Source organism: Rhizobium sp. B230/85, from assembly GCF_019355735.1.
Taxonomy (GTDB): Bacteria; Pseudomonadota; Alphaproteobacteria; order Rhizobiales; family Rhizobiaceae; genus Rhizobium; species Rhizobium rhododendri.
In genome coordinates this window covers 1189731-1207744 of sequence record NZ_CP072156.1, presented here as the reverse complement: position 1 = coordinate 1207744, position 18014 = coordinate 1189731, and the positions used below count along the sequence as shown (strand labels likewise).

Below are 18014 nucleotides of genomic sequence, written 5' to 3'. Positions count from 1 at the left end.
CTGTACAAATTTGGGCGAGATCGTATTTTTTTGAACAAGCCTTGAAACAAATTCACTTGCACCGTAACTGAGTCCAGCCCTATCAGCCATTCTTTATGTCTGTCTTCCGCACAGGCACCGTTCCGAGATCAAGGTAGCTTCATGGCCCGCGACACGACCGACCAGACCCCGATCGCATCGGTGTCGGAACTGACCGAATATCTCGACGCCGGCAGCAAGCCGAAGGACAGCTTTCGCATCGGCACCGAGCACGAGAAGTTCGCCTTTTTCCGCGCCGACAACAGCCCGGTTCCCTATTTCGGCGATGCCAGCATCTCGGCCCTTCTGAAAGGCATGCGCGAAAAGCTCGGTTGGGACGAGATCATCGATGCCGGCCATGTCATCGGCTTGGCCGAACCATCGGGCATGGGTGCGATATCGATCGAACCCGGTGGCCAGTTCGAGCTGTCCGGGGCGCCGGTCGAGACAATCCACCAGACCTGCAAGGAATCCAACCAGCACCTCGCAACCGTACGCGAAGTTGCCGAGCCGATGGGTATCCGCTTTCTCGGCGTCGGTGGTAGCCCGAAATGGACGCTGGCCGAAACGCCGCGCATGCCGAAATCGCGCTATGACATCATGACCCGCTACATGCCGAAAGTCGGCAGCAAGGGTCTGGACATGATGTACCGCACCTGCACCATCCAGGTGAACCTCGACTTTTCCTCGGAGGCCGACATGCGCCAGAAGATGCGCGTATCGATGAAGCTGCAGTCGCTGGCGACCGCGCTGTTTGCCGCCTCGCCGTTTACCGAAGGCAAGCCCAACGGCCTTTCCTCCTGGCGAGGCGATATCTGGCGCGATACGGACAACAACCGTTCCGGCTTGCTGCCGTTCACCTTTGGCGACGATTTCCGCTTCGAGCATTATGTCGAATGGGCGCTCGACGTGCCGATGTACTTCATCGTTCGTGACGGCAGCTACCACGACTGTACCCACGTGACGTTTCGCCAGTTCATGAACGGGGCGCTGAAGGGCGAGATTGCATCGTGGGAGCCGACCATGGGCGACTGGACCAACCACCTCTCTACCCTGTTTCCCGATGTGCGGCTGAAGCGATTCCTGGAAATGCGCGGTGCGGATGGTGGCCCCTGGCGCCGGATCTGTGCCCTGCCGGCCTTCTGGGTCGGCCTGCTCTATGACGATGCTGCCCTGTCGGCGGCTGACGAGCTGACCAAGGGCTGGGGCTTCGACGAGGTCGAGACGCTGCGCAACGCGGTGCCTGTGCAGGGCCTGACTGCAAGCTTTGGCGGTCGCTCGCTGCTCGACATCGCCCATGACGTGGTTTCGATCTCGCGCGCAGGCCTAAAATCCCGTGCCCGTCTCAACAGCGAAGGCCAGGACGAAAGCCTGTTCCTCGCGCCTCTCGAAGAAGTGCTGGCCAATAAGGCAACCCTCTCCGACGACATGCTGACGCGCTACAACGGTCGTTGGAACCAGTCTGTGGAGCCGGTGTTCGACGAATACCAGTATTAGAGTATTCGGCACGCGCGGGGCCGGCACAAAAAAACCCGGTGTCGGCTAGGCCGGACACCGGGCAAGAGGCAGGGCAATTGGCTATCACCCTGCGGGGAAACTTGAATTCTCAGCCGCGAAAATCATCGCTGCCGAAGCTGCGCGCACGGCGCCGGGCGGATTGCGTCAGGTGCAACGACGGGTCTTCGAAGAACGAGGAACCCATGAGGGCCCTGTTCAGCTCGCCCCTGGTCAATCCGATGTCACGCAGCTGGTTGTCGTCGAGATCCTGCAGCCGATTGATTTCGGTGCGATGACGAAACACGCGGCCTGCAGAGATCAGCATGGCAAAGACATAGGTCACGCGGGCTGCAAGCGGCAGGGTGCGTGTGGCGGTCTTCATTGGCAGTCTCAGTTCCGTCGTGCTCATTTGACTATCCTTCCCAAGGCACGCAAAAACCACCCTCCTCATGGGGGGATCCGGGAGATCAGGTGGTGTTGATCGGGCGCGAACGACGACGCTGCCGTTCGATTGCGATGCAATTTGCAGTTGGAAGATGCCAAATGGCTATTGATCAGTCCAACGAATGTTTCTAATGCTTGTCATCAACTCTTTTCATAGGTGAGACGATGGCAGCGCCGCTCGACATCGACCAGTTGCAGACCTTTATCGCCATTGTAGACACAGGCAGCTTCACCAAGGCGGCCGATCGGATCTTCAAGACCCAGTCTGCGGTCTCCATGCAGATGCGCCGGCTCGAGGAGCGGGTTGGCAAGCAGCTGTTCATCAAGGACGGTCGCGGCAACCGGCTGACGGCCGAGGGCGAAAAGCTGCTCGACTATGCGCGGCGCATCATCCGCCTCAACAACGAGGCGATTGCGGCCTTCGACGATAACCGGCTGGAAGGCACGCTGCGCATCGGCACGCCCGACGATTACGCCGACCGCTATATGCCGGAGATCATCGGCCGCTTTGCCAAGACCCATCCTAATGTCGAGCTTTACATCGTCTGCGAGCCGTCGGTCGACCTCGCCGAGAAGATGGCGCGCGGCGAACTCGACATCGCGCTCGTCACCCACAATCCGCGCGAACGTGTGTCCGACGTGGTCAGGACCGAGCCGCTCTGCTGGGTGAGTTCGGCCAACCATCCGCTGCGTGACGACGCACCGGTGCCGCTGGCGCTGGGCAGGCGGGATTGCCCGTGGCGGCAGGTCAGCTGTTCGTCGCTCGATGCTGTCGGCCGCGAATATCAGGTGCTGTTCACGAGCTGGTCGTGCACCGTCATTGCATCTGCAGTGCTGGCGGGCCTTGCGGTGTCGGTGATGCCGGAATCGGCGCTGCGCAACGGCATGAAGGTTCTCAGCCACGCAGATGGCTTTCCAGCACTGCCGCCGGTGCAGATCGGCATCATGAAGCGGCCGGGTGTCTCCGCATCGCTGATGAACGCCATCACCGCGCATATCTCGGCCTGCCTGGATAACATCACGCCGGCCGCCACGGGCGAAGAGAGTGAAGCCGACAGCAAGGGCCTCAACCGCTACCTGCCGCGCTCCAAGGCCGCCCTGGTGCTTCCGAGCTGGTAATCGCCCATCTGGCAGGGTCCGCCTGAAACAGAAATCGGGGCAAAAGCCCCGATTTCCAAACTCTGTTTTCGCAGCAAAAAGCCCTACTCTGCGGCGGCGCTGATCGTATCGGCTTCGTAGCCGTGCGCGTTCTTGAGCGCGATACGGACACCGGCCTCGTATTCCGGATGCACCAGCTTGAAATGGGCCAGCTGACGCTCGACGATCTCGCCCATGGCAGCGGCGATGTTCGACGGCGAGAACGCGGCGTCTCGATCTCGGAGAAGTAGTTTTCCGGATTGCGGTTCAGTTCGATCACGCCGATTTCGATCGGCGGACACTCCGAGGGTGGCCAGACTTTCGTCAGGTCGAACGGATTGTAGAATGTCTTTTTTGCATCCATTTCCGGCATGGCTCAGATGCGTATTGAACCCTCCTGCAGGTTCGGTCGCATCTTGTCCCATTGACTTTCGATAATTTCCAATCTTATTAAATGTAACTTCGATCAGGAATTCCTATCATGTTGACGTTACGCCAGATGCGCTATTTCGAAGCCCTTGCCACTACCCGCCATTTCGGCCGGGCCGCCGATCTCGTCCACATCAGCCAGCCGGCACTTTCCGCGCAGATCATGGAGATGGAGAATTATCTCGGTGCCAAGCTGGTGGAGCGCACGCGCGGCAGCACAATCCTGACGCGCAAGGGGGAGGAGGTGCTAACCCATGTCCACACCATCTTGCATGAGGTCGATCGGCTCGAGCGGTCGGTGCGGCGAGAGGGCGGCGTGCTCGACGGGCTGATCCGCATCGGCATCATTCCGACCGTCGCACCTTACCTGGTGCCGCAGTTCGTGCCCTACCTGCGCCGCGCCTATCCTAACGTCGAGATCGAACTGAAGGAGGCGGTGACCAGCCGGCTGCTGGCGGATCTCGCCGAAGGAAGGCTGGATGCCGTCATTGCGGCGCTGCCGCTCGAGGGCGACGGCATTCGCACCCGATCGCTTTTCACCGACCGGTTCTTCATGGCGATGGCCGAGAACGGCGATGATGTGCTGATGTCGCCGCTCACCGAAAACGAAGTGGATGTCGACCGCCTGCTGCTGCTGGAAGAGGGCCATTGCCTGCGCGAACAGGCGCTTTCCGTCTGCGGCGCCGGCAAGCGCAGCCTTATCAATTTCGGGGCGACGTCGATGACGACGCTGCTGCAGATGGTGTCGCACGACATGGGAATGACGCTGATCCCCGAAATGGCCGTCGCCACCGAGACCGGCCGTACCAGCATCCGCATCGTCCCCTTCGCGGAGCCTCAGCCGTCACGCGAGATCGGGCTGGCGTGGCGGCGCAACAACCAGAGCGACATCGACATGCAGGCGCTGGCAGACGCCGTCATTGCGGCAAGCCCAGCACCGGTGGCCGGCTGATTAGGAAAAGGCGAGCCATACCGCCAGCCATACCCAGAGGCCGACGAGCGCCAGAAAGCTCAAGGCAAACAGGGGGCTGCGATAGCGCAGGTTGTTACTGGTGACATGCACATAGGCGTGGCCATAGCGCATCGCCACGAAGAACCAGGCAAGCGCGACCGCCGGAAGATTGTCGGCCTGGGTCATGAACAGGACGATGGAGACGACGTAGAACAGCACCGGTAATTCGAACTGGTTGGCGATGGCATTGCGCACCACCAGGCTTTCGGCTGGCTCGTCGCGATTTTCTCGGAATTGCTCCATCTTGGCCCTGCCGCTCTTCATGGCAGCAGAGCGGCGCAGGCTGAGCAGGCCGTAGAGGATAAACACCAGAACGGTCTGCGCCACCAAGGGCCAAAACATTTCATAGCCGGTCATGCAGCGACTCCAAGAACTGCGGGAACATGACGCTGCTCTAGTCGAAAAAACACGCGCCTGCCAGCGCCTGCAACGGGTATCCGCCGATCACTTTGCGGCAGCTTTCGGATTGCCCACGAGCCCAGCAACTGGCCTATCAATCCGGTTCGGGCTGGCGGCTGAGGACGGCGAAGCGGATAAGCAGTATGACGGCCACAACCAGCGTCAGGAACTTAAGTCGCCCGAGCACGGGCATGACCGCGGAGGCAAATGCCAGCGATTGCTCCGAGGGGACGGCTGGTGGAAAGGTCAGGAGGGCGAGGATCGTCTCACCGCAGCCGACCAGTCCGTAGAGGATGGGCAGGCAGAACAGCAGGAAGACGCCGGCCGGAGGAATCGGTCTGCCGAAAAAAATGCCGCCGGGTTTAACGCGCTTCAGCAGCAGGAAAAGCAGGGCTGAGGACGCCATCGCGAACACCAGCGCCGGCCCGGTATCCAGTCCTTGCTGGATGGCCGCCGCATCGGGGTGGGTGCGCAGAAATTCCGCCATGTCACGGACGTCGGCGGCCTCGTAGCCCGCTATGCGGATCGCGAGGACATCTCGACCCGCAGCGGCAGCCCGGAATGGCAGCACGAAACCCATATAAATCCAGGCTGCCAGCGCTACGCAAAGCGCCGCCAGGCCCGAGATCCACCGTTTCAGAGGCCCGCCGTCCGGCTGCATCAATCAGAGACCGCCGCCAGGATAGTTCGGGCTTTCGCGGGTGATCGTCACGTCGTGGGTGTGGCTTTCGCGCAGGCCAGCGCCGGAGATGCGCACGAAGGTCGCCTTCTGCTGGAAATCGGCGATGTCCTTGCCGCCGACATAGCCCATGGCCGCCTTCAGGCCGCCGCCGAGCTGGTGAAGGACGCCCGAGACCGGGCCCTTGTAGGGCACCTGGCCCTCGATGCCCTCGGGCACCAGCTTCAGGGTGTCGCGAACCTCCGCCTGGAAGTAGCGGTCTGCCGAGCCGCGCGCCATGGCGCCGACGGAACCCATGCCGCGATAGGCCTTGAAGGAGCGGCCCTGGTAAAGATAGACCTCGCCCGGGCTCTCATCAGTGCCGGCCAGCAGCGAGCCGATCATCACGGCTGACGCACCGGAGGCGATGGCCTTGGCCAGATCGCCCGAGAACTTGATGCCGCCATCGGCGATGATCGGGATATTCTGGGCCTGTGCTGCCTCGACGGCCGACATGATGGCTGCCAGCTGCGGCACGCCGACGCCGGCAACGATGCGGGTGGTGCAGATCGAGCCCGGGCCAATCCCGACCTTGACGGCATCGGCACCGGCATCGATCAGGGCACGCGTTCCGTCATAGGTGGCAACGTTGCCGGCCATGACACGCACCGAATTCGACAGCCGCTTGACGCGGGTGACGGCATCCAGGACGCGCTGCGAATGGCCGTGGGCGGTATCGACGACCAGCAGGTCGACGCCGGCCTCGATAAGCCGTTCGGCACGCTCGAAACCGTCGTCGCCGACGTTGATGGCAGCGGCGGCGCGCAGGCGGCCCTGGCTGTCCTTGGAGGCATTCGGGTTGAGCTGCGACTTCTCGATGTCCTTGACGGTGATCAGGCCGACGCAGCGGCCTTCGGCGTCAACGACCAGCAGCTTTTCAATGCGGTGCGAGTGGAGAAGACGCTTGGCTTCCTGCTGATCGACGTTTTCCTTCACCGTGATGAGGTTCTCACGGGTCATCAGCTCGTAGATTTTCTGGTTCGGATCGGAGGCGAAGCGGACGTCGCGGTTGGTAAGGATGCCGACCAGGCGACCGGGCTTCTCGGTGTCGCTGCCAGGGCTCTCGACGACAGGGATGCCGGAAATGTGGTAGTGCTTCATCAGTCCGAGCGCATCGGCAAGCGTGGCGTCGGGACCGATGGTCACCGGGTTGACGACCATGCCGCTTTCGAACTTCTTCACCTGGCGGACCTGCTCGGCCTGAGCCGCGGGGGTCAGGTTGCGGTGAATGACGCCGATGCCGCCGGCCTGGGCCATGGCGATGGCGAGGCGACCTTCCGTGACGGTGTCCATCGCCGCCGAGATGATCGGCAGGTTCAGTTCGATATCCTGGGCGATGCGGGTCGAGACATTGGTCTGGCCGGGCATCACTTCGGAATGTCCGGGCTGCAGAAGCACGTCGTCAAAGGTCAGGGCTTCGAGCCCAGTTGCTGTTTCAATGATGCGGGCCATGCCAATTCCTCGTCTTTAAGAAAATGCGGAGCACCCCCGGAATGATTATCCGCCCCGGCGGTGATGCAAGAATTGATTAAGAAGTTGGCGAGGGCTGGTACCACGTCCGCGGACCGATGGAAATAGCAAAACGCAGTCGCGCGGTTGCAACGCAGCTATGCAAGAGACGGCGAGAGGCCACGACGACCGGAGCCGATGGCACCGGTCGTAGTTTCATGGATGATGTATGCGTGGGCATTGGGGCCTTGCCCTGTCGGCTGCCGTCAGAAGTCGAATTGATAGCTTTTCGGCACGAAGCGGAAGCCGGTGTCGATTTTCTCGACGAAACCGACCGCCGGGAACGGCATGTGGTAGCCAAGGAACGGGATGCGGTCCTTGGCAATCAGATCGAAGATACGCCGGCGTGTCTGGGCGGCCTGCACCTTGTCCAGATCGAAACGGACCTCCCAGTCCGGCTGCTGCAGCGACAGGACATAGTGGTTGGCGGTATCTGCCGTCAGCACGATCTGCTCGCCCTCGGACTCGACGTGGAAGACCATGTGGCCGGGCGTATGGCCGGGCGCCAGCATGGCTGTCATGCCGGGCACCACCGTATCTCCGTCGTTGACGAAGGTGATCTTCTCCGCCAGCGGCACGACGTTGGCGAGCACGCTTTTCTGGTTGCCTTCAGCAGGAGTTCCCTGCCGAGCCTCATCGGTCCAGAAGTCATATTCGATGCGACCGGCTGTGTAGCTGGCATTCGCGAAGGCCGGCTTTCCGTCCTCCATCAAGCCTGCGATGTGGTCACCGTGCAGGTGGGTGAGCAGGACGCGGGTGATGCTCTCCGGTGCATAGCCGGCCGCCTTCATGCCGGCCGCCAGGCGACCGCCGCCCTTTTCGCGCATCGCCGCGCCAAAGCCGGTATCGACGAGGATCACGTCCTTGCCGTTTTCGATGATGACCGGCGAATAGCTGTTGACGAAGCGGTCGGTCGGCAGAAAGTTGTCTGCCAGCAGTGCCTGCACCGTCTCGGGCCTCTGATTGACGCCGAAGGTTTCCCAGGGTCTATCCAGAATGCTGACGCCGTCCTTGATGACCGTGAATTTCAGCGCACCCAGTTTGAACTGGTTGATTTCCGGCAGCGGTAAAACAGTCATACAGTCTTGCTCCTACAGTGCGGCAATGCCGCCAACAATGCGCGCGAACTCTCCAACCGAAGATCGGATGCGTGCCCGCGCGGCTCGGTGCGATTAGCATTTTCATGCTGATGGCACATGTCAAAACTAGACAGGCAGCGAGGTTGGCAAGCGATTTCACGAAGACGTGATCCCGATGGCGACAGCAGGCTTATTAGGGGATTGGCAGAGGAAGTGCGGAGGAATAGAGAGCGGCTACCGCCCAGGCGGCATCTCCACGACGGCATCCCATGCAAGGCACCAGCCTATGAATCGCATCGTCCCGCTCATCCTCGCTATCGCACTTTTCATGGAACAGATGGACTCGACGGTGATCGCCACGGCACTGCCGGCGATTGCGGCGGATCTGCATGTCGGGCCGATCACGCTGAAGCTTGCGCTGACCTCCTACATGGTGGCGCTCGCGGTGTTCATCCCGATCAGCGGCTGGATGGCGGATCGTTTCGGCGCCAAGCGGATTTTCCGCATTGCCATCTGCGTCTTCGTCGTCGGATCGATCTTCTGCGCCGCATCGGGCAGCCTGCTGGAGTTCGTCGGCTCGCGCTTCCTGCAGGGCGTCGGCGGCTCGATGATGACGCCGATCGGGCGACTGGTGCTGGTGCGCACCACGAAGCGCAGCGATCTGGTCTCGGCGATGGCGCTGCTCAGCATCCCGGCGCTGGTCGGGCCCCTCGCCGGCCCGCCGCTCGGTGGCTTCATCACCACCTACTTCTCCTGGCACTGGATATTCCTGATCAATGTCCCGGTCGGCATCGTCGGCGTTATCCTTGCGACCATATTCCTGCCGGAAGTCGAGGCCATGGCGCCGCCGAAGCTGGATATCATCGGCTTCCTGCTGACCTCGTTCGCTGCTGCCGGCATCGTTTTCGGCATGTCCGTCATCAGCCTGCCGGCCCTGCCCTCTTATATCGGCATCTCGGCAGTGGTCATCGGCTTTGTCTGCGGCCTTCTCTATGTCGGCCACGCCCGCAATCATCCGTCGCCGATCCTCAATCTGAAACTGCTGCGGAAGCCGACCTTCCGCGCCTCGGTCACCGGCGGCATTCTGTTTCGCATCTGCATCGGCGCCATGCCGTTCCTACTGCCGCTGATGCTGCAACTTGGATTCGGCTTGAACCCGTTCCAATCGGGGCTGATCACCTTTGCCGGCGCAATCGGGGCGATCAGCACCAAGTTTATCGCCAAGCGCGTCTTTGCCGCCTTCGGCTTCCGGACCGCACTGCTGACGGCCGCCGGCGTCACGACCATGACCACGATTGCCATCGGCTTCTTCGAGCCAACGACGTCTCACCTCGTGATCATCGGCGTGCTGCTTCTCGGCGGCTTCTCGCGGTCGTTCTTCTTTACGGGGATCAATGCGCTGGCCTTTGCCGATGTCGATGACCGGGAGGCAAGCCAGGCGACGTCGATGAGCTCGGTAATGCAGCAGGTCAGCCTGGCGCTCGGCGTTGCCGTGGCCGCCGCGATCCTGGAGACGACGACCTTCTTCAGCGGCACCAGCCTGCAGGTCGCCGATTTCCACATCGCCTTCTTCACGCTCTCGGTGCTGACCGTCATCGCAACGCTGCCGTTCCTGCGCCTCGACCGCAACGCCGGTGCCCTGCTCTCTGGCCATGGGGCAGGACCCAGCAAGGCTGAGGTTCTGGCCGTGCCGCAGACGCCCGCCGCAGAGTGACGCGTCAGCCCTCGATCAGGAAGGTTGCTCGCAAACTGCGCTGAGCTTGTTGCCATCGGGATCGCGGACATAGGCGGCGTAGAAGTTGGCGTGATAGGAGCGCAGGCCGGGGGCACCCTCGTCGCTGCCGCCATGGGCCAGCGCCTGCGCATGGAAGGCATCTACGGCGGCGCGGCTTTCCGCATCCAGCGCAACCATCGAGCCATTGCCGATGCTGGCCGCGCGCCGGTTAAAGGGCATTACCACCCAGAGGCGGCAACGGCTGTCGCCATCGGCAGCATAGCCGATCTCTTCCTCCGAATCCCGCTGGCGCCTGTAGCCGAGGCCCGCCAGAACAGCATCGTAGAAATCGCCGGCGCGATGGATATCGTTGGTTCCGATGGTGACGTAAAGCAGCATCCGCAAAGATTAGCCAGAGAGACTGGCTATTCATAGTCATGCTTTGAATAATTTGGAAACTAGGCTTAATTCGTCTCTTCTTCGATATCTGCCTTGCGACCTTTGAAGCCCTTGGCAAGCAGGAACATCTCGACCGATTCCTGCCTCGACGACGCTGGCTTGACGTGCACGACCTGCTTGAAGTTCTGCTTGAGCAGCGTCAGCAGGTCACGCTCGGCGCCCCCCTGGAAGGTCTTCGCCAGGAAATGGCCGCCTTCGGCCAGCACCTCGATGGCGAAATAGGCAGCAACTTCGCAGAGATGCATGGTGCGCAGGTGGTCGGTGCGATGATGGCCAGTGGTCGGGGCTGCCATGTCGGAGAGAACGATATCCGGCTGGCCGCCAACCGCCTCGATCAGGAGGCGCGGCGCGTGCTCGTCGAGGAAGTCGAGCTGCAGGATCTTGACACCCGGCAGCTGCGTCATCTCGAGAAAGTCGATCGCGGCGACGCGGATGTCCTCGTCGGTCGAGCCGGTCACCTTGGCAGCGATCTGCGACCAGCTGCCGGGAGCGGCACCGAGGTCGATGATGCGCTGCGCACCCTTGAGGATGTGATGCTTCTCGTCGATCTCCAGCAGCTTGAAGGCGGCTCGGGCGCGATAACCCTCGAGCTGCGCCCGCTGCACGTAGGGATCGTTGATGTGCCGATGCAGCCACTGGCGCGACGAGGCTTTCATCTTCTTCTTGGTGACGCGCTGGCCAAGCTTGCGGCCGGTGCGGTTGGCACCTACGGGTGGTTTGGTCATCGATACGACCCCTTCAATTGTTCGGACGATAGCCGCGGCGCGAGCGACCGCGCCGCCAGACCCCGTCATCTGCCATCATGTCGGTGAGCAGGCCTTCACGCAATCCACGATCGGCGACGCGCATGCGCGGGCTCGGCCAGCGGCGGCGGATGGCCTCGAGAATGGCGCAGCCAGCCAGAACCAGATCGGCACGATCGGGCCCGATGCACGGATTGGCAGCGCGACCGGCGAAATCCCAGGAGAGCAGCTTTGCCTGCATTGCCGTCACCTCGTCGTCGGACAGCCAGACGCCGTCGACCTTGCGGCGGTCGTAACGCGGTAGATCGAGATGGACGCCGGCGAGCGTCGTGACCGTCCCGGAGGTGCCGATCAGGTGGAAATCCGCGCTGTCGCGCATGGCAAGCGGCGATGGCGGGCAATCGAACTTGTCGAGCATGCCCTCGACCTCGTTGATCATCGCCTCGAAGACGACAGGGCTGACGTCGCGCCCCCCGTGACGCTCCGACAGGGTGACGACGCCGACCGGCAGCGACGTCCAGTGGGTGATGTGGTTGGCAAGGCGGCTGGAGCGGTGATCGTCGATGCGAATGACGGCAATCTCGGACGAGCCACCACCGATGTCGAACAGCACCACGGAGCGGGCTTCCGGGCCGACCAGCGAGGAGCAACCGGAGACGGCAAGGCGCGCTTCTGTCTCCCGGTCGATGATCTCGAGTTCGAGGCCGGTTTCTTCGAGAACGCGCGCAAGGAACAGCTCGCCGTTTTCGGCGGCGCGGCAGGCTTCGGTGGCAATCAACCGCATCCGGCGGATATCGCGCGCCTTCAGTTTCGCGGCACAGATGCGCAGCGCTTCCACGGCGCGGTCCATGGCATCGGTCGAAAGCCGCCCGCTGGCACCGAGCCCCTCGCCGAGCCTGACGATGCGCGAGAATGCATCGATGACGCGGAACTGCCCGGGACGCGTCGGCTGGGCGATCAGCAGCCGGCAGTTGTTGGTGCCGAGATCCAGCGCCGCATAAAGATCGACCGGCTGCTGGTGATGATGATCGATGCTGTCGGCGGCAGGCTTCGGATCGGCATGGGTCTGCGGCTGATGCCGGCCATGCACATGGTGCTGCGCGGCATTGCGGGCATTTGGTGCGCCGTGGGCTGGAGGGACCACATGCGCCGGCTTTTCCTGCGCGAGGGGACGCCCCTGCAAACCACGCTTGCCACGATGCTTGCGTCGGTTCGCACCGTTTTTGGGAGCCTGAGCCGGCGACGGCCGCTCGGGATGTGCCTCGACAATCGTCATGACATGGATCGTTGCATCGGCCACCGCGACGGTCGTGCGCTCGCCGCCATTGGCACGACGGCGACGCTTCCGCTTGCCATGCGGCTGGGTGCTTTTGTTATCCTTGGGGCGCATGGCGGGATCAGCGGCGCTGATCGGGCCTGGTTCCGCAGGGGAGGCTATTTCGCGCGGAGGTCCGCCACGCTTTCGCCTCGCGCGCCGGGAAGGTTTTTTCCCACGCTCTGCTACCGACGCCCCGCCTGTTTGCGGCTTTGAGCCGCTGTCGGGGTCTTCCACGTGTGTCTTCCATCGCACCGCGCAAGGCCGTAACGGCATGCAGCTGGCACTCATTTGATTTTCGTTGGTGCGAGGATACCAGCATGCGCGGCTTTCGCCAAATTCTTTTTGAATACAGTGCCGGTTGAGCCACCATGCTACCGTCTCATGCGGAAAGCCTGGCCCGCACCTGCTCCGCCGCGATCTTCATACGGTCGGCGTCGGCGTGGCCGATCAGCATGAAGGCGTGTCCTCTGGCCGACCAGTAGACGACATTCATGCCGTGACGGCGTTCCGTTTCAGGTCCTGCGGCAGCGCCTGCAGATTTGACGATACACAGCGCCATCGGGCCGTCCTCCGGGTCGAGATAGGCGATCTGGGCCAGCGGTTCGCCGTCGTATTGCAGCACTTGAGCTCGACGGAAATCGGCACCGGGAAGAGCGATGGCCTCGGGGCTGAGGGAAAGGCCGATCTTCGATCCGACCCGGTCGAGTTCCGCCAGTTGCGCCGCCCTGTCGCCTGCGGGCGCACTCAGCGTATCCGGGCTGTAAAGCGCGACATAGTCGGCGACGACAGCGCGCCATTCGGCGCCCTCGCCCGGCTGGTTCAATCGGCGATCGACACCGATGACGGCACGGTCGATGGCAATGCCGGCAATGACACAGGCGGCTGCCGCGGCGAGGAAACCGCGCCGGCCGATGGCGGCGGTAAATCGATGACTGGCTTTTACGGGTGGAATGGATGCGAGCATGGCCTCCAGCCGGTCGCCCGGCGCTGCGTCCAGAAGCGGCTCGAAGGCAGCGGCATAGGGAAGATCGGCGCGGCTGAGCTGGTCGAAGCGCTCGGCAACCGAAGGATCGGCGCCGATCAGCGCCTCCACCCTTGCAGCCTCGTCGGCGCCGAGTTCACCATCGATGAAGGCGGTCAGCAATTCGTCGGAGAGACCATGATTTCTGTCGCGGGTGCTCATCGCCGTTCCTCGTTCGATCGTCTCTCGCCGTCCGATGGCGCCATGTTCTCCGCGAGTTTGGCCCTTGCGGCGGCCAGCCGGCTCATCACGGTGCCAATGGGCACGTCGAGGACGGTCGCCACCTCGCGGTAGGATAGGCCTTCCACATAGGCCAGAAAGACAGCAGTCCGCTGGGCCTCCGGCAGGTCCTGGACCTTGCGCATGACCTGTACGGCCATGAGATGCGTTTCCGTCTGCGCGGCGCCGTCGAACACGAGGATTTCGTCAGCCTCGACAAAGCCCTGGCCCATCCGGACCCGCCGCGAACGCACCTCGTTCAGCCAGATCGAATGCAGGATCGCGAACAGCCAGCGATCAAGCCTTGTACCGGGATCGTATTGGCCGGCTCGCTCTAGGGCCCGCACGCATGTTGCCTGGACGAGATCGTCGGCAACGTCGCGCTGCCTGGAGAGCACGATGGCATAGCGCCAGAGGCGCTTCAGATGCTGCGACAAGCCGGCCCTGATGTCGTCTTCGCTGGCGATGGCATCCTCCGCAGGCAAGGTTGTGCTGCGAGCCGCCGGGTTTACCGGCGACTGCGCTGTTGTCCGACTATAGGCCGGAACCGTCATCCGACCATAGGGCGGAAATGTCAAAGGAGCGACTGACAAGCGGATGCCCTTTCGCAGACGCCGTTGATCGTGACCGGCCTGATGATGCCGAGAGGGGAGATCAGATCTTGGCAGGATGCTCGATGGCTTCGTGGAGGTCCTGATACTCTTCGCAGCCGGTACCGCAGATCGACTGGATGGTGGCCAGTTGATCCTTGGCGAGATCGACCTGGCCCTTGATGACGTAGGCCTCGCCCAGATATTCGCGGACCTTGGCGTATTTCGGATCGAGCTTGACCGACTGCAGGTAGTAGGAGATGCCCTCGTCGGTGCGGCCGAGCTTGCGGGTTGCGTAGCCGCGATAGTTCAGCACCTCGGCGTTGTTCTGGTCCTTCACGGTATCGAGCATGGCCAGCGCTTCCTCGTAACGGCCTTCCTTGGCCAGCGCATAAGCATAGTCGGCGCGATCTTCATCGCTGATGTTGGCGCCGGACTGCTTGACGCACTTCTTTTCTTTCTTGTCGTAGACCTCGCCCTTCTTGCAGGTCGGCGGCGCGCTTTCGCTGTCGCCGGCGGCAAAGACAGGCAATGTCAGGGTGCCGAGGGTCAGGCAGGCACCGAGAGCAATGGTTGCGAAGCGAATTGCAGTGTTCGTCATGGGAAGGTCTCCTTGGCTGAATTGAACGTTGCGGCAGGAGAACACCCGAGGCCGATGGATTATTCGACGGTTGAGCAACTATTTCCGTGCATCACTCGTTTGCCTGTTCTCACGACCAAGTGATCGCCCCACATCGAATATTCGAACGTACCAGGTGTTGTCGGCAGCAGCGCGCGAACAGCGCCAAAGGAGACAGTTTTTGACAGACCAAGTTAAGCTCGTCGGACTGGCCGTCGCCACGCCCGAGCACGTCATCCTGCAGTCGGAAGCCAAGGAGATGGCGGCCCGCCTGTTTTCGGATCGCTACCGCGAATTCAAGCCACTCTCGCGCGTCTTCGACAATGCCGGGATTACCAAGCGGCATTCGGCGAGACCTTTGTCATGGTTCTCCGAACCGCATGCCTGGAAAGACCGGCTCGCCGCCTATGCCGAGGTCGCCAGCGCACTTTTCGTCGAGACAACCACAAAGGCGCTCGATCACGCTGGTCTGACGGCGGCCGATATCGACTGCATCGTCACCGTATCGTCGACCGGCTTTGCGACGCCAAGCCTCGAGGCGCGGCTGGCCGGACAGATGGGTTTCCGCGCCGATATCGAGCGCGTTCCCGTTTTCGGGCTGGGTTGTGCTGCCGGTGTCTCCGGCTTTGGCATCGCCACGCGCATGGCCAGGGGCCGGCCCGGGGCGGCCGTGCTGTTCGTCGCCATCGAACTATGTTCGCTGTCGTTCCGGCTGGATGCCCCGACCAAGCCGAATATCATCGCCACCGCGCTGTTCGGCGACGGTGCCGCTGCCTGTATCCTGCGCGCAGGTCCCGGCGGGCTGGCCGAGGTGGAGACGACGGGCGAGCACCTGTTTCCGGATACGCTCGGTATCATGGGCTGGCAGATCGACGACGCCGGCTTCGGCATCATCCTCGAGCAGTCGCTGCCGCCGTTCGCAGAAGCCGAGGTCGGCCCGGCAATCGCCTCGATCCTGGCGCGCTCGGGGCTGGCACTTTCCGATATCGACCGGTTCATCTGCCATCCCGGCGGCGCCAAGGTCCTGGTCGCGCTGGAAGCGACCTTCGGGCTGGAGCCGGGATCGCTCGACCACGAGCGCGCGGTCATCTCCGAATATGGAAACATGTCGTCGCCGACCGTGCTTTTCGTGCTCGAACGGGCCATTGCCGCAGGCCTGCCAGAGCGCTCGGCGATGGTGGCCATGGGGCCGGGCTTCACGGCCAGTTGCGTCACGCTGAAGAGGGTCGCCTGATGTTGCCTGCCATTGCACTCCTGACCTTCGTCACCCTGCAACGCCTGGCAGAACTGGTGCACGCCAAGCGCAACACCAAGGCGCTGATGGCCAAAGGCGGACGCGAGATAGGGGCGGAGCATTACCCCTATATGGTCGTCATGCACGCGGCCTGGCTGGTTGGCCTGTGGATATTCGGCTGGAACCAGCCCATCAACCTGTTCTGGCTGGCGGTCTTTGCCGTTCTGCAGCTGCTACGCGTCTGGATTCTTGCCACGCTCGGGGGGCGATGGACGACGCGGATCATCGTCCTGCCGAATACCCCAAGGATCGTCACGGGACCCTACCGCTTCTTCAGCCATCCGAACTATGTGATCGTCGTCGGCGAGATCCCAGCCCTGCCGCTGGTGTTCGGACTGCCACTGTTTGCCCTCGTTTTCTCCCTGCTCAACGCAGCGATGTTGACCGTCCGCATCAAGGCCGAGAACAAGGCATTGAGGGACGCGATGCTTTAAGCTTGCACGGTCTCAATTTTTTATTTGCAACGCAGCAATTCGACAGGCACTTTCCGGGTTTGAAAATGCTGACCGACCGCAGGGAATTATGACAAAAGACGCAATCGTGCTTGGCGCCGGCATCGTCGGCGTATCGACCGCAATACACCTGCAGCGCCGCGGACGGCAGGTGACGCTGATCGACCGCAAGCCGCCCGGCCAGGAAACGAGTTTCGGCAATGCCGGGCTGATCCAGCGCGAAGGTGTCGTTCCCTATGGTTTCCCCCAGCAGTTCGGCCTGCTGCTGAAATATGCGCTAAACAACCGCATCGATGCCCACTATCATCTGCGCGCCCTGCCCGGCCAACTGGCCTTCCTCGCGAAGTACTGGTGGAACTCCAATGCCAAGCGGCATGCATTGATCTCCCGGGCCTATGCGCCGCTGATCGAGAACTCGATCCTCGAACATGCCGACCTGATCCAGGCCTCAGACGCCGAACATCTGATCCGTAAGGATGGCTGGATGGAGATCTTTCGCACCGAGGCCAAGCGCGACGAGGAATTTGCCGAGGCCGCCAAGCTGAAACGCGAATACGCGGTGGATTTCGAGGCGATGACCCCCGCCGACGTCGCTCGTGCCGAGCCGAATATCATGGGCCAGTTCGTCGGCGGTCTGCGCTGGAAGGATCCGTGGTCCGTGCTCGATCCGGCCGGGCTCACAAACGCCTATATGCGCTATTTCGAGAGCCTCGGCGGCCGGTTCGTGCGCGGCGACGCAGCCTCGCTCGGCCAGTCGGGATCGGGCTGGCGCGTGATGACTTCGGAAGGCCCCTTACAGGCCGACGATGCCGTGCTGGCGCTCGGTCCCTGGGCCGACACCGCGACCTACCGCCTGGGCTACAATTTTCCGCTTGGCGTCAAGCGCGGCTATCACATGCATTATGCGACCGAGGGCAACGCGGTTCTCAACAACTGGACGCTGGACAAGGAGCGCGGCTATTTCCTGGCGCCGATGAACCAGGGCATCAGGCTGACGACAGGCGCCGAATTTGCATCCCGCGATGCGCCGAAGACGCCGGTGCAGCTCGACCGCGCTGAAAAGGTTGCCCGCACCATCTTCCCGCTCGGCGAGCGGCTGGATCCTGAGCCATGGATGGGTGCCCGTCCGTGCACGCCCGACATGATGCCCGTCATCGGCAAGGCACCGCGCCATCAAGGCTTGTGGTTCGGCTTCGGTCATGCGCATCACGGTCTGACGCTTGGCCCGGTCACCGGTCGCGTTTTGGCCGAGATGATCACCGGTGAAGCGCCGTTCATCGATATTTCGGCCTATGGACCGGAGCGCTTTCGGCCCTGAGGGGCGACAATCATGTCTCCGTTGC

The 18014-nt window shown here is 62.5% G+C and carries 18 protein-coding genes and 1 pseudogene; 7 read left to right on the top strand and 12 right to left on the bottom strand.

Going from position 1 to position 18014, the window contains the following annotated elements; all coding sequences use genetic code 11:
* The first annotated feature begins 141 nt into the window (after window positions 1-141).
* A complete protein-coding gene (locus J5289_RS05720; protein WP_111217527.1) occupies window positions 142-1515 on the top strand; it encodes a glutamate--cysteine ligase in 1374 nt (457 codons plus the stop codon).
* 109 nt (window positions 1516-1624) lie between these two features.
* Here the strand turns inward: J5289_RS05720 and J5289_RS05715 are convergent, their stop codons facing one another.
* The gene (locus tag J5289_RS05715; protein ID WP_142824082.1) at window positions 1625-1924 is read right to left on the bottom strand and encodes a DUF1127 domain-containing protein; all 300 of its coding nucleotides are present in this window, start codon (window positions 1922-1924) and stop codon (window positions 1625-1627) included.
* A 200-nt stretch (window positions 1925-2124) separates the two neighbouring features.
* Between J5289_RS05715 and J5289_RS05710 the strand changes: the two genes are divergently transcribed.
* Window positions 2125-3078 carry a LysR substrate-binding domain-containing protein gene (locus J5289_RS05710; RefSeq protein ID WP_111217523.1) on the top strand — a complete coding sequence of 318 codons (954 nt, stop codon included), beginning with the start codon at window positions 2125-2127 and terminating at the stop codon, window positions 3076-3078.
* Window positions 3079-3161: 83 nt separating this feature from the next.
* Here J5289_RS05710 and J5289_RS05705 read toward each other — a convergent pair.
* Window positions 3162-3469: pseudogene (locus J5289_RS05705) on the bottom strand (catalase); the annotation flags it as partial.
* Between the two features lie 108 nt (window positions 3470-3577).
* Here J5289_RS05705 and J5289_RS05700 point away from each other — a divergent pair.
* Entirely contained in the window at window positions 3578-4477 is a 900-nt protein-coding gene (locus J5289_RS05700; RefSeq protein WP_209182901.1) for a hydrogen peroxide-inducible genes activator, read from the top strand.
* Here the strand turns inward: J5289_RS05700 and J5289_RS05695 are convergent, their stop codons facing one another.
* The 4 genes from J5289_RS05695 to J5289_RS05680 all read right to left on the bottom strand — a co-directional run bounded on the left by J5289_RS05695 (window position 4478) and on the right by J5289_RS05680 (window position 8242).
* Window positions 4478-4894, bottom strand: a complete 417-nt coding sequence (locus J5289_RS05695) for an MAPEG family protein (protein ID WP_209182900.1) — start codon at window positions 4892-4894, stop codon at window positions 4478-4480. It lies immediately after the preceding gene.
* Window positions 4895-5030: 136 nt separating this feature from the next.
* On the bottom strand, window positions 5031-5597 hold the full coding sequence (locus J5289_RS05690) for a hypothetical protein (RefSeq protein WP_209182926.1): 567 nt from the start codon (window positions 5595-5597) through the stop codon (window positions 5031-5033).
* 3 nt (window positions 5598-5600) lie between these two features.
* The gene (gene guaB, locus J5289_RS05685) at window positions 5601-7106 is read right to left on the bottom strand and encodes an IMP dehydrogenase (RefSeq protein WP_209182899.1); all 1506 of its coding nucleotides are present in this window, start codon (window positions 7104-7106) and stop codon (window positions 5601-5603) included.
* A 263-nt stretch (window positions 7107-7369) separates the two neighbouring features.
* A complete protein-coding gene (locus J5289_RS05680) occupies window positions 7370-8242 on the bottom strand; it encodes an MBL fold metallo-hydrolase (protein WP_209182898.1) in 873 nt (290 codons plus the stop codon).
* A 286-nt stretch (window positions 8243-8528) separates the two neighbouring features.
* Between J5289_RS05680 and J5289_RS05675 the strand changes: the two genes are divergently transcribed.
* Window positions 8529-9956, top strand: coding sequence for a DHA2 family efflux MFS transporter permease subunit (locus J5289_RS05675; RefSeq protein WP_209182897.1), 1428 nt, complete (start codon window positions 8529-8531; stop codon window positions 9954-9956).
* A gap of 15 nt (window positions 9957-9971) precedes the next feature.
* Here the strand turns inward: J5289_RS05675 and J5289_RS05670 are convergent, their stop codons facing one another.
* The 6 genes from J5289_RS05670 to J5289_RS05645 all read right to left on the bottom strand — a co-directional run bounded on the left by J5289_RS05670 (window position 9972) and on the right by J5289_RS05645 (window position 14907).
* Window positions 9972-10355, bottom strand: coding sequence for a VOC family protein (locus tag J5289_RS05670; protein ID WP_111217509.1), 384 nt, complete (start codon window positions 10353-10355; stop codon window positions 9972-9974).
* A 65-nt stretch (window positions 10356-10420) separates the two neighbouring features.
* Complete coding sequence (locus J5289_RS05665; RefSeq protein WP_142824076.1) at window positions 10421-11140, bottom strand: RlmE family RNA methyltransferase; 720 nt, start codon at window positions 11138-11140, stop codon at window positions 10421-10423.
* 13 nt (window positions 11141-11153) lie between these two features.
* Window positions 11154-12749, bottom strand: a complete 1596-nt coding sequence (locus J5289_RS05660; RefSeq protein ID WP_247749002.1) for a Ppx/GppA phosphatase family protein — start codon at window positions 12747-12749, stop codon at window positions 11154-11156.
* 106 nt (window positions 12750-12855) lie between these two features.
* Window positions 12856-13659, bottom strand: coding sequence for an anti-sigma factor (locus J5289_RS05655; protein ID WP_142824074.1), 804 nt, complete (start codon window positions 13657-13659; stop codon window positions 12856-12858).
* Window positions 13656-14270: an RNA polymerase sigma factor gene (locus J5289_RS05650; protein WP_209182925.1), complete on the bottom strand. Its 615-nt coding sequence runs from the start codon at window positions 14268-14270 to the stop codon at window positions 13656-13658. The genes J5289_RS05655 and J5289_RS05650 overlap by 4 nt, the downstream gene beginning before the upstream one ends.
* 100 nt (window positions 14271-14370) lie before the next feature.
* Window positions 14371-14907: a tetratricopeptide repeat protein gene (locus J5289_RS05645; RefSeq protein ID WP_209182895.1), complete on the bottom strand. Its 537-nt coding sequence runs from the start codon at window positions 14905-14907 to the stop codon at window positions 14371-14373.
* Between the two features lie 199 nt (window positions 14908-15106).
* Between J5289_RS05645 and J5289_RS05640 the strand changes: the two genes are divergently transcribed.
* The 3 genes from J5289_RS05640 (at window position 15107) to J5289_RS05630 (ending at window position 17989) form a co-directional block, all read left to right on the top strand.
* The gene (locus J5289_RS05640) at window positions 15107-16159 is read left to right on the top strand and encodes a type III polyketide synthase (RefSeq protein ID WP_209182894.1); all 1053 of its coding nucleotides are present in this window, start codon (window positions 15107-15109) and stop codon (window positions 16157-16159) included.
* Window positions 16156-16653 carry an isoprenylcysteine carboxyl methyltransferase family protein gene (locus J5289_RS05635; protein WP_209182924.1) on the top strand — a complete coding sequence of 166 codons (498 nt, stop codon included), beginning with the start codon at window positions 16156-16158 and terminating at the stop codon, window positions 16651-16653. Before J5289_RS05640 ends, J5289_RS05635 begins: the two co-directional genes overlap by 4 nt.
* Before the next feature lie 88 nt (window positions 16654-16741).
* On the top strand, window positions 16742-17989 hold the full coding sequence (locus tag J5289_RS05630; protein ID WP_209182893.1) for an FAD-binding oxidoreductase: 1248 nt from the start codon (window positions 16742-16744) through the stop codon (window positions 17987-17989).
* Window positions 17990-18014 lie beyond the last annotated feature (25 nt).

What these genes read in the sequence shown, in the direction of transcription:
- J5289_RS05720 (WP_111217527.1), top strand. Translation starts at nt 142, where the DNA reads ATGGCCCGCGACACGACCGACCAGACCCCGATCGCATCGGTGTCGGAA.
- J5289_RS05715 (WP_142824082.1), bottom strand. Translation starts at nt 1,924, where the DNA reads ATGAGCACGACGGAACTGAGACTGCCAATGAAGACCGCCACACGCACC.
- J5289_RS05710 (WP_111217523.1), top strand. Translation starts at nt 2,125, where the DNA reads ATGGCAGCGCCGCTCGACATCGACCAGTTGCAGACCTTTATCGCCATT.
- J5289_RS05700 (WP_209182901.1), top strand. Translation starts at nt 3,578, where the DNA reads ATGTTGACGTTACGCCAGATGCGCTATTTCGAAGCCCTTGCCACTACC.
- J5289_RS05695 (WP_209182900.1), bottom strand. Translation starts at nt 4,894, where the DNA reads ATGACCGGCTATGAAATGTTTTGGCCCTTGGTGGCGCAGACCGTTCTG.
- J5289_RS05690 (WP_209182926.1), bottom strand. Translation starts at nt 5,597, where the DNA reads ATGCAGCCGGACGGCGGGCCTCTGAAACGGTGGATCTCGGGCCTGGCG.
- guaB (WP_209182899.1), bottom strand. Translation starts at nt 7,106, where the DNA reads ATGGCCCGCATCATTGAAACAGCAACTGGGCTCGAAGCCCTGACCTTT.
- J5289_RS05680 (WP_209182898.1), bottom strand. Translation starts at nt 8,242, where the DNA reads ATGACTGTTTTACCGCTGCCGGAAATCAACCAGTTCAAACTGGGTGCG.
- J5289_RS05675 (WP_209182897.1), top strand. Translation starts at nt 8,529, where the DNA reads ATGAATCGCATCGTCCCGCTCATCCTCGCTATCGCACTTTTCATGGAA.
- J5289_RS05670 (WP_111217509.1), bottom strand. Translation starts at nt 10,355, where the DNA reads ATGCTGCTTTACGTCACCATCGGAACCAACGATATCCATCGCGCCGGC.
- J5289_RS05665 (WP_142824076.1), bottom strand. Translation starts at nt 11,140, where the DNA reads ATGACCAAACCACCCGTAGGTGCCAACCGCACCGGCCGCAAGCTTGGC.
- J5289_RS05660 (WP_247749002.1), bottom strand. Translation starts at nt 12,749, where the DNA reads ATGCCGTTACGGCCTTGCGCGGTGCGATGGAAGACACACGTGGAAGAC.
- J5289_RS05655 (WP_142824074.1), bottom strand. Translation starts at nt 13,659, where the DNA reads ATGAGCACCCGCGACAGAAATCATGGTCTCTCCGACGAATTGCTGACC.
- J5289_RS05650 (WP_209182925.1), bottom strand. Translation starts at nt 14,270, where the DNA reads ATGACGGTTCCGGCCTATAGTCGGACAACAGCGCAGTCGCCGGTAAAC.
- J5289_RS05645 (WP_209182895.1), bottom strand. Translation starts at nt 14,907, where the DNA reads ATGACGAACACTGCAATTCGCTTCGCAACCATTGCTCTCGGTGCCTGC.
- J5289_RS05630 (WP_209182893.1), top strand. Translation starts at nt 16,742, where the DNA reads ATGACAAAAGACGCAATCGTGCTTGGCGCCGGCATCGTCGGCGTATCG.